General features: G+C 67.7%; 11 protein-coding genes. 2 read left to right on the forward strand and 9 right to left on the reverse strand.

Annotated features, from left to right (window positions below):
* Position 1: 1 nt before the first annotated feature.
* The gene (mycP, locus tag NM2_RS26960; protein ID WP_067674217.1) at positions 2-1,387 is read right to left on the reverse strand and encodes a type VII secretion-associated serine protease mycosin; all 1,386 of its coding nucleotides are present in this window, start codon (positions 1,385-1,387) and stop codon (positions 2-4) included.
* 56 nt (positions 1,388-1,443) lie between these two features.
* Positions 1,444-2,919 (reverse strand): type VII secretion integral membrane protein EccD, encoded by a 1,476-nt coding sequence (gene eccD / locus NM2_RS26965; protein ID WP_067674181.1) that lies wholly within the window; start codon positions 2,917-2,919, stop codon positions 1,444-1,446.
* Between the two features lie 216 nt (positions 2,920-3,135).
* Between eccD and eccA the strand changes: the two genes are divergently transcribed.
* Positions 3,136-4,959 (forward strand): type VII secretion AAA-ATPase EccA, encoded by a 1,824-nt coding sequence (gene eccA / locus NM2_RS26970; RefSeq protein ID WP_067674183.1) that lies wholly within the window; start codon positions 3,136-3,138, stop codon positions 4,957-4,959.
* Between the two features lie 75 nt (positions 4,960-5,034).
* Here the strand turns inward: eccA and eccB are convergent, their stop codons facing one another.
* The gene (gene eccB, locus NM2_RS26975) at positions 5,035-6,579 is read right to left on the reverse strand and encodes a type VII secretion protein EccB (RefSeq protein WP_067674186.1); all 1,545 of its coding nucleotides are present in this window, start codon (positions 6,577-6,579) and stop codon (positions 5,035-5,037) included.
* Between the two features lie 200 nt (positions 6,580-6,779).
* Here eccB and eccE point away from each other — a divergent pair, with 200 nt between their 5' ends.
* On the forward strand, positions 6,780-8,594 hold the full coding sequence (eccE, locus tag NM2_RS26980; protein ID WP_084531594.1) for a type VII secretion protein EccE: 1,815 nt from the start codon (positions 6,780-6,782) through the stop codon (positions 8,592-8,594).
* A 361-nt stretch (positions 8,595-8,955) separates the two neighbouring features.
* Here eccE and NM2_RS26985 read toward each other — a convergent pair whose 3' ends face one another.
* The 6 genes from NM2_RS26985 to NM2_RS50325 form a co-directional block, all read right to left on the reverse strand.
* Positions 8,956-9,252: a WXG100 family type VII secretion target gene (locus tag NM2_RS26985; RefSeq protein ID WP_067674188.1), complete on the reverse strand. Its 297-nt coding sequence runs from the start codon at positions 9,250-9,252 to the stop codon at positions 8,956-8,958.
* 76 nt (positions 9,253-9,328) lie between these two features.
* Positions 9,329-9,607, reverse strand: a complete 279-nt coding sequence (locus NM2_RS26990) for a WXG100 family type VII secretion target (protein WP_067674190.1) — start codon at positions 9,605-9,607, stop codon at positions 9,329-9,331.
* 86 nt (positions 9,608-9,693) lie between these two features.
* Entirely contained in the window at positions 9,694-10,521 is an 828-nt protein-coding gene (locus NM2_RS26995) for an ESX secretion-associated protein EspG (protein WP_067674192.1), read from the reverse strand.
* Positions 10,521-11,501 (reverse strand): PPE domain-containing protein, encoded by a 981-nt coding sequence (locus NM2_RS27000; RefSeq protein ID WP_067674194.1) that lies wholly within the window; start codon positions 11,499-11,501, stop codon positions 10,521-10,523. Before NM2_RS27000 ends, NM2_RS26995 begins: the two co-directional genes overlap by 1 nt.
* Positions 11,502-11,828 (reverse strand): PE family protein, encoded by a 327-nt coding sequence (locus NM2_RS27005; protein WP_067674196.1) that lies wholly within the window; start codon positions 11,826-11,828, stop codon positions 11,502-11,504.
* Positions 11,829-11,860: 32 nt separating this feature from the next.
* The coding region (locus tag NM2_RS50325) for a hypothetical protein (protein WP_067674198.1) at positions 11,861-13,033 on the reverse strand (1,173 nt) is incomplete at its 5' end.

Genomic DNA, 13,033 nt, shown 5'->3' on the forward strand with positions numbered 1-13,033 from the left:
CCTACCGATCGTGGTCGAGGGTATCGGCGGCGGTCCCGGGGCGGCGGCGCAGCGGAATCGCCAGTGCGATACCGATTCCCAGCACGGACAGACAGACGATCGAGCCGATCGTGGCGACCTTGCGCGGCAGAGTGTCCGCGGGCGGCGGCGAATAGGGCGTCGGGATGGCCCGTGGGACATCCGCACCCGCGGACACGGGACGGTCCGGCAGTACCGCGGTCATCGCGGCGACGGGATCGATCATCCCGTAGCCGACCGAGTCGTCCCGGGTCGCACCGGGATGATGCGCGGTGCGCTCGATCCGATCGATGACCTGCCCGGCGGTGAGCTTCGGGAAACGCGAACGCACCAGTGCCGCAAGGCCGGCGACGTAGGGCGCGGCGAAACTGGTGCCCTCGATGGGCCGGATGCCGTCGTTGCTCTGCACGGAGTTCACCAGGCCGGTGCCACCGGATTTGCTGTCCAGCGAAACGATCTGGCGGCCGACCGCCGCGGCGCCGATCCACGGGCCCCGCAGCGTCAGTTCCGAGGGGGAGCCGTTGGGATCCACCGAGCCGACCGACAGCACATACTCATCGAACCACGCCGGGCTCGGAATCGTCTGCACGCCATCCCAGCCCGATCCGGTGTTCTGCGTCTTGCAGGGTCCGTCGGACTGCATGTTCCCGGCCGCGGCGACCACGACCACGTTGTGGTTGTACGCGTATTGCACTGCCGCGCCGAGCGATCCGTCAGCGGTGTCGTACCCCGCGCCCGTGCAGGCCACCTCCGAGATGTTGATCACCGTCGCGCCCATATCGGTCGCGCGCACCACCGCGGCGGACAGGGTGAGCACGTTGCCGTATCCGGAATCGGAGATCGCGCCGGGCGTCTGCCCGCTGGATCGGTTGTTCTTGGCCGAGAAGGCCAGACTCAGCTGGCGGATGCTCAGAATCTGCGCCTGCGGTGCGACGCCGGAGAATCCGTCGTCCGCACTGGGCTGTCCGGCGATGATGCCCGCGACGATGGTGCCGTGCCCGTCGCAGTCGGAGGTGCCGTCGGAGTTGGAGACATAATCGCCGCCCGCCTGGAGATTCGGCAGGCGCGGATGCCGGTTCACCCCGGTGTCGATCACCGCGACCTTCTGGCCGGCCCCCTCGGAGAACTGCCATGCCGCAGGCAGATTCAGCACCCGCTGCGCGATCGGCGCGTCGCTGGGCACGGCGCCGCTGAGCATCGGCGTGGCGCACACCTCGCGCTGTTCGGTGGGCTCGAGCGGTGCGGGACGTCCGCTCAGCGCCTGGGCCGCGCCCAGTGCCCGGGGATCGACCGACGGCGGCTGGACCGCGTTCGCGGGCCCCGGGACGGCGAATATCGCCGCAGCGAGAACCGTTGCCGCGCACAGCATCCTGAGCACGCAACGACCGCGGCCGTAACCTTTCCCGCCCACCGGGCCCGCACCGGTCATATGTCGCGGGCCATCGAGTACACGTCCATGATCCACAACACCAGCGGGATCACCAGCACGATCAGCAGATATTCGAACAACTCGTTCATCCGGCGCATCACCGGGGTGATCTCGATGTGCGGACCGATCACGCCGAAGACCACCACCGCCGCGGCGAAAATCAGCAACAGCCCCGCCGAGATCAGCACCGCGCGCGAATCCCCCAGTGACACACCGGCCGCCGTCGCGACGAAGATCACCGCGCCGCCCGCGATCAGCGAACCGGCCTGGGTCAGATCGGCGAAGGAGCGGCCGCGCAGGGCCAGGATGATCGAGGTGACCACCGCGAGCGCGATACCCGGCCAGCGCACCCCGCCGAGCGGATCGGCCGCGGCGACCGCGCCGAAGACCGCCGCCAGAGTGCAGCCCGCGAGGATGCCGGTCTGATATGCGTTGGCCGCCTTGGCACGTCGGCCCAGGCCGACCGCCGACGGCAGCGCCGTCGCGCCGATCGCGCCGATGCCCTCGATGGTCGGGCGCGGCTCGTGGTCGGCCGGATCGATCGCCGCACCGGCGGTCGGCACGTGCGGCACGGGCAGCCGGGCCAGCACCGCGGACAGGCGAGGCACCGAGGAGATCACGATCAGCGCGCCCACCAGCATGCCGCCCCCGATACCGGACAGCGCGACGTCCCAGATCATCCGCACGGCAGCGGCGATCCCGCCGAACAGCGCGACGGTGATCGCCAGGGGGAACAACGTCGTCCCGATACCGGTCGCGCGATAACCCACCGCCGCGGCCACCAGCGCGACCGAAAAGCCAAGCAGCAGATGGGGACTGCCCAGACCACCCGGTACGAAGAACACACCGGCGGAGAACAACAGCACCAGCGAGGCCAGCGACAGCCAGGTGCCCGCGAGCGCATCGCTGTAGCGGCGCACCGCGATCGCGGCGGCCACCATGGCCGCGATCCCGACACCGGCCGCGACGAACCCCTCGGCCAGACCGTTGACGTGGGACCGGCCCGCGGCCAGCAGCAGCATCGCCACGACCGCGGACAGCACGGCGGCGACCAGGCCCGTCCAACGGGCCGCCTGCGGCGACCAGCCGCGGAAGGTGTCCGCGGTCAGCCGCGACACCGCGTCGATGACGTCGTCGAACAGCGCCGGGGTCTCCTTGGCGCTCACCGCGCGCAGCACGAGCAGATCGCCGTCGTGCACCTCGGCCTCGACCAGGGTCCGGCTCGGCGGGATCGGATCGCGCCCGAGCCGCGCCAGCGTCCAGTGCTGGGTCTGCAACGGGCCGGTGTCTTCCTCGCCGTCCGAGACGTCCGGGTTGCGAGATTCGATCAGCGAGACCAGGTCACCGATGAACGAGGCCACCGGGATCGCCGTGGGCAAACCCACATCCAGCTGCGTATTTCCTCCGATGACCGAGACTCGGCAGAGTTCGGGCTCCGCGGCGGTCCGCCCGCCCGGCGATGGCGTCGTCATGAGGCCGCCGATCCCGGACCCACGGTAACCAACGGTGTATCACACGACGATCTGTCAGCTGGCCGAACCACTTTCACCCCGTCAATTGCCTTCGCGTTGCGACCTTTGTGCAGCGAACCCTAATGTATCGGACAGGTGAGTAGTGCGCGATCGGTACGCTGGTCAGGAGAGATACGGAATGGGCCTTCACAAAAGAAAATTCGGGGTTCGAGTGTTATGACCAGCAACCGCCAAGCTCAACGCGCCTTCGACGCCGGCGTTCTGTCGCTGGGTCTGACCATCGATGGACAGGAGGCCACGCGCGACCTGGAGTACGCCAAGTTGGCGTTCCAGCGTGCCACCGAGTGGGATCCCACGATGTGCGATGCCTGGCTCGGCCTGGCCATCGCCGGTGAGATGACCCCGGAGGTGCTCACCCAGCTGCAGAAGACAAGCGGCGCAACGCTTTACCGCGAGCAACGCCGGTTGGGACTGCGCCCGCGCGAGCTCGCCGGGCGGTTCGTCACCGGCCTGTACATCGACTACCCGCTGGCGAACTACACCGAGATCTGGGTCGCCCAGGCCGCGCAACTCATCTCCGACAAGAAGTTCGACGAGGCCGAGCAGGTGCTCGACGAGCTCGCCGAATTCCGTCGCGGACAGGCGCCCGCGCCGGAAACCGAGCCGGACAACCGGATCTCCGCCTACGTGCGCGGCGTACTGCACTACAACACCCAGCGCTGGCCCGATGTGATGACCGTGCTGGCCGGTTCGGCCGAGTGGGACGATCCGTTCATGGCGGCGGGCGCGCATGTCATGGTCGGTTCGGCCTGTGCTCAGCTGGGCCTGTTCGGCGAGGCCATCCGCCGCATGGAAATGGCCGAGCACGGCCCGATTCCGGCCGCGCGCACCACCGCCATGTTCTGCCGCGGGCTGTGCCTGCGCGAGAACGGGGCCGAGGAAGAGGCGCAGAAGCTCTTCGAGAAGGTCTATTCGCAGGCACCGGATTTCGCCGCCAACACCGAGGCGATGCGCGATCGCACCTACCGGATCACCATCACCTCCAAGGAGACCATCGCCGCCCGGACCGACCGCTGGGACCCCGACTCGGCTCCCTCGATGCAGGAGCAGCAGGAGGCGGACTTCCAGGATCGCGCCAAGAAGACGCTGGAGGAGGCGCGCAAGGAACTCGATCGGCAGATCGGTCTGGTCTCGGTGAAAACCCAGGTCGCCCGGTTGCAGTCGAGTGCGCAGCTGGCCAAGATCCGTGCGGAGAAGGGCCTTTCGGCCAAATCCCGCGGCAATCACTTGGCGTTCACCGGCCCGCCCGGTACCGGTAAAACCACGATCGCTCGCGTCGTCGCCAAGATCTATTGCGGCCTCGGCATTCTGAAAACCGACAAGGTCGTCGAAGCGAAGCGAATGGATCTCGTCGGTGAACATTTGGGTAGTACCGCGATAAAAACCGATAAATTGATCGATAGCGCAATGGACGGTGTGCTTTTCATCGATGAGGCGTACACGCTGATCCAGACCGGCCTGTCCGGCGGTGACGCCTTCGGTCGTGAGGCCGTGGACACCCTGCTGGCCCGCATGGAGAACGACCGCGATCGGCTCGTGGTGATCATCGCGGGATACGACGGCGAGATCACCCGCCTGCTGGCCGCCAACGACGGTCTGGCGTCCCGTTTCTCAAAGCGTCTGCAGTTCCCGTCCTACACCGCCGAGGAACTGGGGCAGATCGGCGAGGTGATCGCCAAGTCCCGCGACTCGGAACTGGCCGAGGAGGCCACCGCATTGCTGGTCGAGGCGTGTCAACGGCTGTACGAGATGGAGAGCACCGATCAGAACGGCCAGCCGCGTCGCGGGGTCGACCTGGCCGGTAACGGTCGTTTCATCCGTAACGTCATCGAAGCCGCCGAGGAGGAACGCGAATTCCGCCTCGCCAACGATGATTCGCTGGATCTGACCGACGTGGACGAGGCGGTGCTGATGCGGATCGAGGCGCCGGACATGCGGGCCGCCCTCGTGACCATTCTCGCCTCGCTCGGCCTGAGCTGAGCGTCACCGCGGCTCTGCTGCTTTCGAATCCACTTCGAAAGTGACAGAGCCGCTGCTGTTTCGGTTCCGCGACCCTCAGTTTGACGCGGTGGTGGTGTTCGACGAGTCGTCCGAACTCGACGCGCTGGGCGGCACGCTGTCGTAACTCTCCAGCGCCGATGTGCGCGACAGCGTCGGCCCCGGGACCAGCTGGCCCACGATCGCCCACGGTGCCAGATGCGGCGTCTTGCCCAGGCCGAGCATCTGTGCGGTCGCCAGATCCGGTATGGCGTAACGGATTCCGTCGTCGGTGATGTAGAACAGGCTGTCCCGGCGCAGGCTGCCCGAATCCATCCCGGTGGTCTGCACGAACTCACCCGTCATCGGCTGGACGAACACCTCGTCGACGTGATCGCCGCTGCCGGACGAGGTGGCCAGCTTGACCGGATGCTCCGAATTTCGCAGCGGCAGTTGAGTTCCCAGCACCAGGGAGACCTCTGCCTTGTCCGCCGGATTACTCGACTCGACCTGCTCGGTGGCCAGGCCCGAACTCTTGTTCCAGTGCACGCAGGTCACCGGATCATCCTCGGCGGAAACGATTTTCGGCACCTGTGTGGGGAAATGGCCCAGATTCAGGGTGGTCACCACGGGGACGCCGTCGAGCACGTCCGGCGGGACCGTCTTGATCTCGCTCATCCCGTGCGAATCGTCGTTGCGGATCAGCTGCGCGACGAACGGGCCGATGTGCTGCACGCCGTTCGCCAGCACCACGTACAGATCCGAGGCGCCGCCGCCGTCCAGCGGCGCGACCGAGATCACCCCGCCCACAGGCACATTCGACAGTTTCCCCGGTCCCGGACGACCGGCGTCCGGGATCTTCGGCGGGGCCAGCGGCGGCACCGGGACCGCGACGTCCAGCAGGCCGGTGCCGGTCGGCCGCGTCGGGTGCGCGCCCAGGTTCAGGGTGCGGGCCATCACGGTATCGGTGGGATCGATCTCCGCACGCTTACCGTCGTAGAGCAGATAGGTCTTGTCGTCGTGCCGGACCAGCACCGCCTCCCCCGGGTCCGCGGTCCGCGCCTGGCTGCCCAGTTCGGGTTGTCCGGCAACAACAGTCGTGGTGACGGCCGAGGAACTCGTCGCGCTGCCGCTCGCCGACAGGGCGACCGACTCGCACAGCGACCAATCCGAATGATCGCCCTGCGAGGTCCCCGGCAACGCGTTCGGCGCACCCGGAATACCCAGCAGCGGACCGCGCGGATAGGAGGACAGCTTGGAATCCTTGACCGAGGTGGGTGTTTCGTTACTGCCGCTGATCAGCCGGGCCGAGGCCAGATTCATGGCCGGATGCAGGGTCTGATTCCCGGACTGATCCTTGACCAGCACGAAAAGCGCCGCGCTGTCCTTGCCGACGATGATCGACGCCTTGCCGACCGAACCCTGCGGATGGATGAACGACAGGATCACGCAACCGGCCACCGCGATCACGCCCAGGATGGCGCCGATGATCAGCGAACGGGACTGTGAGCGCATGGGATCGTGCAGCATCCGCACATCCCGCCGGACCAGCGCGTGGTCGAGGCGGCGCAACAGGAAGCGATATCCATTGACCTGTGCCCGAGTTGTCAGCTGTGCCGGCACTGGATCTCCCTCGAACGGTAGGGCATCGGTCGAACGCGCAGGTATGGCCGCCCATCAAGGAGACTCCCCGCAAGGAAAAGACTAGGCGGTTGCACGGGTCGACCGCCACTCACAGGCCGAACACAGTAACGTGGTCCGTGAAACCGGCCATTCGCAGCGCGCTTCCGGCCGTACAGGCCGGCTCCATTGAAGAGGAAACGATGGTCGAAGAAGCGATCGTGTACACCGGACCCGAGGAATCCGAATCCGGATCGGCCGACGGGCGCTCGTCGCAGAACGGCGGCGCGGGGCGCAGCGTCCGCCCACCGATCGCGCTGCACGATCAGGACTTCTGGGTGTTCCGGGATTTCCCACTGCGCCAAGTGGTTCCGGTGCTGCTGCTGGCCGCGCTCGCGGGCTGGATCGCCACCGCCTGCGCTCTGCCGTGGTACGAGATCGTCCCGATCGGCGTCGTCGTAGCGCTGATCGGACTCGTGCCGCTGCGTCGCCGTCAGCCGCGCAACCTCGCCGGAATCATCGGCGGCGCCATCTCCTTTCGCTGGAACCGGTGGCGGCACGATCCCAGCGCCGAGCCGCCGGAGACATTCGACGTCCCGCTGCCCGAGGGCGGCAGCTACGGCGTGCGCTGGGATGACGATCGGCTGATCAGCATGCTGCGGATCGAACCGCCGCCGGACTCGATGACCTGGCTGCGCCCGGGCTCGCTCGGGTCGAACCAGGAGTTGCCGCTCAGCGAGATCGCGAACTGCCTAGGACAATTCGACATCACGCTGGATTCCATCGACGTCATCAGCACCGGCGCGCGCACCGCGGGCAACGGCGCGGTGGCCTGGCTCTACGACCGCATCCTCGGCCCGCTGCCCGCGATCGCGCGGCGCACGGTGTGGCTGGTGTTGCGATTCGATCCGCTGGCCAATGCCGAGGCGGTGGACAATCGCGGCGGCGGCGGAGCCGGGGCGCTGCGCGCGGCGATCATCGCCACCCGCCGGGTCGCCAATCGGCTCGCCGCGCGCGACATCACCGTCTCGGTGCTCACCGCGGGTGAGATCAACAGTGCGGTAAGGCAACTCACGCACGGCATCACGCCGGACCAGTTCACCGAATCGCCGAATACGCTCGAATACCAGGGCCTGCACCTGACCAGTTACGCGATCGGGCGGGATCTGATCGCCTCCCCCGGTTTCGCCGATCTGTGGGCCGCGCAGAGCCTTTCCACGACCATCACCGTGCGGCTGCGCCCGCAGGCCGTGCGCAGCGCGCGGGACGAGATCCGGCCGGGCATCGCACTGCACGCGCTGGTGCGGTTCGACACCCTGAGCAATCCGGCCGATCCGCCGGTGCCGGGTCTGCGGCGGCTGCCCGGACAGCAGCTGCGCGCGTTCCTGGACAGCCTGCCCATCGCGGTGGCTCCCGGAGATGCCCCGGAGGATTATCGCGGCCCTCTGGACGCGCTGGACGGGCTTGCGGTGCCCACCGCGGGATGCGGGCAGCTGATCGGCGCGGATCTGACCGGGCAGGGCATCGCGGTGCCGCTGATCGGTGAGGGCACAAGGCATCTGGAGGTCATCGGCAAGCTCGACCTGGCGCAGCAGGTGGTGCTGCGGGCGATCGCGCTGGGCGCGCACACGGTGGTGCACACCGTGCGCCCGGACGCCTGGAACGCCATGGTCGCGAGTGTGGCCGCGCCGCATTCACTCTCGCTCGCGCCGCGTTCGGCGGGCGCGAGCCACCATCCGCCCGCGCCCGCGATGCAACCCGGAAGTTCTTATCCCACAACGACTGTCGTGGTCTTCGACGGCATCACCCCGACCGCGCTGCCGGGCGGGGCGACCATTCTGCACGTGCGCGAGGAGAACGGTCCGGCGAGTCCGTTCGACGCCGATGTCACGCTGCTGCAGGATCCCGCGTCGCCGAATATGATCACCGTCCGCACCGCGACCGATTCGGCGACGGTGCACATGGTCACCACACCGGACGAGATGCAGTACATCGGGGAATCGCTCGCCACACGCTGAATTCCCGTGCGTCGGCGGGAATATCGATGTACGCCCGTTTCCGAATCAGTCACATATGTGGATGCGCAGTCACATATGTGAACGGAAAAAATCAGCGACTGTTCATGATCGCGACATCGGCGGGAAACCGGCCCCCACCCCCCGAAAATTCAGTAAATGAAAAAATTCGTTCGCGCACAATGAAATTCCCGCGGAATCACACCGGACGCACCCGCTATTACAGCGGCCCGCGGCACCGCGATGACGCTGCCGGACAACAGAGCAGGCCGCGCGAGAACTTTTCGCGCGGCCCGGAAGTAGAAATGCCGACGGCCGTTCGGAGGATCGACTCCGAACGGCCTTTCGGGGATATGCGTTCGGATCAGAAGACGTGGAAGCCGTCGCCGACCGCGGAGTCGGCCGCCAGCGCGCGGTGCAGCGCCTCCTCGACCGAGTTGGACAGCTGGTCGAGAACGCCCAGGTGCTGGCTGAACTCGTCCGACCACTTCTTGTGCACCGAGTCGAAGTTGGACGACGCATTGTCACCCTGCAGCGCGTTGTGGAACGCGGTGGCGTTCTGCTCGAGGTTCTGGCCCTCCTGCTTGAGCTGCGAACCGGAGTGCTGCAGGTCGTCGTACAGCGTGTTCATCGTGGCGGGGTCGTAAAGGATATCGCTCATGGATGTATCTCCTCATCGGGAAATTTCGGGATGCGGCAGGACTGCCCCGGCGTCGGCCGAGACCCGCAAGAGATGATCAGGCGTTGCTCTGGTCCATCGACAGCAGCTTGTTCTTGCCGTCGACAACGGCCTGGTGCAGCGCGGTGAGGTTGGCCTTGAGCGTCTCGGCCTCCTCGTGCCACTGGGTGGCGGACTTCACGAACGAGGCGTTCGCATCGCCGTGCCATCCGGCCTTGGCGGCATCGGCGGCATCTTCGATCTTCTGGATGTGGCTACGGATGTTGTTGATCGAGGTGTCCATGTCGTTGGCCACCTTTTCGATGGCGGCCTTATCAAGACCGACTGCGCCTGCCATTTTCCCAACCTTTCATCACGGTTCAGTGCTGCTCGGAGGTCATCCGACCTCTTCAGAATAGAAGACTTCGGGACATATTTCAGAACTTATAGCCGCAGCCACCTTTCCCCGGGCAACATCTCGATCAGCGCCGAAATCGCCTGCGCGATCCGGTGATCGGTGCCCGGCGTGACCGTCGACCAAGACTGTTGATCGGGCGCCAGCCCCGGAATGGCGATAATCCGGCCGCGGCCGGTGTCGTACATCGCGACGGCGCCCGGTGTCCGGGTGGCTATGCCGTCCTCGTGCGTATAGGCCACGATTTCGGCGTAGGCATAACAGGATTCGAAGGCCAGACCCAGAATGGTGGCCTCCCGGTCGGGCACGCCGAGCGCGTAGCAGGCGTCGGCGTACTCCGTCGCGGTGCTCGCCTCGCTGAGCCGCTCGCTCAGATCATGGGACAGCACACTGAAATCGGGGATCTCGGCCGGTGCGCACGTCCCGAGCGCTCCGAGCAGCGGACGGGCCAGCGAATCGCCCGAACCGTCGGACCAGAAGGTCCGCAACTCGAAATCGTCGCCGGTGCGCACGGCGATCGCATGGTCTTCTCCCCTGCGCGCCAAGCACACTCGCACCACGTCGGCAGGGGCGTCGGCCGCCTCGCCCGCGCGATCGGGCGCGACGCGATAGATCCGCGCCACCAGTTCGCGTTCGGGTTGCGCCAGGACGAACAACGCCTGCGCCAGATCCGAACTCACCTCGCCGTAGGAATCGAACACCCCGGCATCGGTCAGTCCGGCCACCGCCTCCTCCTGCGCGGCCTGCCATTCCTCATACGAATCATGCTGCGGCGCAACGGCGAGCACCAACGGCAGGGTCTGCACGCCGAGCCGTTCGGCCACCGCGAACAGGCCGTCATTGGTGAGTGTCGCCATCAGGCCGCCCCGGACTGGGCGTTACCGGGCGCGCTCTGCTGCGGACCGGCGGGCGAACCACCGAGAACCGCTGGGGCACTGACGATTCCGTTGTCGATGCCGATCGCGTCCGCACCCTCGACGGCGATTCCGGCGCGATGCTCCTCGTTCTGCAACCCCGCGGCCGCGGCACCCGGTGCGACCGCTCCCGGAATGCCGCCGGCGGGAATCTGGCTCGTCGCGGACGCCGGGACCACCTCCGCGGCCTCCTCGGCGGCGGTCGTCGATTCCACGAAAGACGGTGCGCGATAAGCGGTCTTCATCGGCGGGGTGATGGCGAACGCCGCGGGATCGAAACTCGGCGGCAGCACCGGAACCCCCTCGGGCTCGGGCAGTTTCGGCACCTGGGCACCGGCCTGCTCGGCCGCCAGCGCGGTGCCGGAGGTCAGCTCCGGCGGATGATCCTGCACCCACGGGGTGGCCAGCGGTTCGGTGGCCGCCTCGTAGACGCGCATCACCCGCGACGCGGTGGCCTTGGCGATATCCGAATCGGTGTCGGTGACCGCCGCGATCGCCTGGATCGGCGCGCCCAGCGAGATGCCGATCTGCTGCAACATCTGCTGCGCTTCCTGAATTGCCTTGATATCAGCCATATTCGGCATCGTCAGGCGGGCGAGCTCATTGGCCGCGGCGTGCTCCTGCGCCTTGGCGGCATTGGCGGCCGCCGCCTGCGCGGCGCCGGCCAGCCAATCGCGCAACGCCGAAATGCGGTCGTGCACACCGACACTGGCCGTCGACTGCCACGCACCGCGCAAGCTGACCATGATGGCCTCGTACTCGACCGCCGCAGCACCGAAGCTGGTGGCCAGACGGGACCAGGTGGCACCGGCCTCGGCCATCGGAAGTGGGCCGGGGCCGGTATCGAGATCGCGTGCGAGCCTGTCGGGTTCGCGCGCCTCCCAGACGACCCCGGTGAAACCGGGCTGCGGTGGTTCGATCATCTAGACCGACCGCGCCTGCTCGATTCCGGTGCTGTTCTCGCTCTCGACCCGGCCGAAGTGGGTGACCTGGGCCCGCAGCGAGGCGGCCAGCTTCTGCAGTTCGAGCACGCCCGCGTCCGCGCTGGTCGAGAACGAGCCCGCGACATCGTTCATCGTGTGGGCCGCGCGCACCGAGACCTCGTCGGTACCGGCCGCCGGAACGGTCAGCGCGGTCTTGCTGGTCTGCAGGTCCTGCTCCAGGCGCTGGGCCAGCGCGTCGAGGCGGCCCGCGGCGTCGGTCGCGGCGGCCGGGCTGAAGTAGACCCCGTCGAAGTTGTTGTCTGTCATGACGATCCCTCCACTTGATTTCCGCTGCACCATCACAACGTCAGTTCTTTGTCGGGTGGCGCCTCGACGGCCCGGACGTAGGCCCCGACCACCGGCAGGGTCGCGCCCTCGAGGTCACCGACGACCGCGTCCCCGTTCGAGCTGGTGACCAGATTGCCGTTCACGCCGCCACCGGCGTCGCCCGCGCCCACCCCCTTGGCCGCGGCGGCGGCCGCGCCCGCGCCGCTCATCGGCATCACCCCGGGGCTGGTGCCGGACAGCTGCGACGAGGTCGCCACCGGCTCGGCCGCCAACGCCTCGGATGCTGCCGCGGCACCGCCGGGCCCGAAGGTGGAACCACCGGCCAGCTGGGTGCCGATGTACGGGGTGAGCGGCGTCGCGGGGACTCCGGCGATACCGCCGACACCACCCCCGCCGCCCTCGCCACCGGCGGACGAGCTCTTCGAGTCCGAGCCCTTGTACGCGCCGAGCGCGGATGCCTTGTCGGCGGAGACCGGAGCGGCTGTCGGCGTGGTGGACACACCCGGGATGAGCGTCTTGGCCGCCTCGCCCAGCTGCGTCGCCGATTGCACTCCGGTGGTGAGCAATTGGCTCATCGGCGAAATCAGCTGCATGAGCTGTTGCAGTTCACTGCTGGACGAAGACGACGCCGCCGACGCGGTGTCCGCCGCGGTCGACGCCTCGGTGGCCGCGTTGACGCCCGTGGGCGTGGAGCTGACCTCCACCTTCTGACCGGCCTCGACCATGTTGGCGGAGTGGATCGTCAGCTCCACTCGCGTCTTGGTGATCACCGCCAGCGCCTCGGCGATGGCCTCGGCGGTCTCGGCGACCATGAACGCCGCTCCGCCGGGCACCGACAAGGCCGGTGCGGTGAGCGCCATCGTGGTCATGTACTTGTCCATCACGGCCGCCATCAGCGCGCCGCCGGTGAAGACCGAGGTCGCGCCCGCGCCGAGAATCGACTTCTGCCCGGTGCTCTGGGTGGCCAGCTGACTGCCGGAGGACTCCGCCCGCGCACCCGTCGAGGCGGCCTGCTCCGCGCCCTGGCCCTGCCACATCTGCATCACCACCTGCAACGCCGACGTGCCGAGTTGCATAGCGGTCTGCAGACCGGTGGTGATGGCCGTGAGTACCTGGGTGGGATCGACATTCGGCTGTGCCGCGGTCGGCGCGGCCGGCGCGTTGCTCCCCGCGGGCGTGCCCGG

It is taken from the genome of Nocardia miyunensis NBRC 108239 (assembly GCF_001613065.1).
Lineage (GTDB): Bacteria > Actinomycetota > Actinomycetes > Mycobacteriales > Mycobacteriaceae > Nocardia > Nocardia miyunensis.

Coding starts and splice junctions, on each gene's coding strand:
- eccA (WP_067674183.1), top strand. CDS start 3,136: ATGACCAGCAACCGCCAAGCTCAACGCGCCTTCGACGCCGGCGTTCTG.
- eccE (WP_084531594.1), top strand. CDS start 6,780: ATGGTCGAAGAAGCGATCGTGTACACCGGACCCGAGGAATCCGAATCC.
- NM2_RS26985 (WP_067674188.1), bottom strand. CDS start 9,252: ATGAGCGATATCCTTTACGACCCCGCCACGATGAACACGCTGTACGAC.
- NM2_RS27005 (WP_067674196.1), bottom strand. CDS start 11,828: ATGACAGACAACAACTTCGACGGGGTCTACTTCAGCCCGGCCGCCGCG.
- mycP (WP_067674217.1), bottom strand. CDS start 1,387: ATGCTGTGCGCGGCAACGGTTCTCGCTGCGGCGATATTCGCCGTCCCG.
- NM2_RS27000 (WP_067674194.1), bottom strand. CDS start 11,501: ATGATCGAACCACCGCAGCCCGGTTTCACCGGGGTCGTCTGGGAGGCG.
- NM2_RS26995 (WP_067674192.1), bottom strand. CDS start 10,521: ATGGCGACACTCACCAATGACGGCCTGTTCGCGGTGGCCGAACGGCTC.
- eccD (WP_067674181.1), bottom strand. CDS start 2,919: ATGACGACGCCATCGCCGGGCGGGCGGACCGCCGCGGAGCCCGAACTC.
- NM2_RS26990 (WP_067674190.1), bottom strand. CDS start 9,607: ATGGCAGGCGCAGTCGGTCTTGATAAGGCCGCCATCGAAAAGGTGGCC.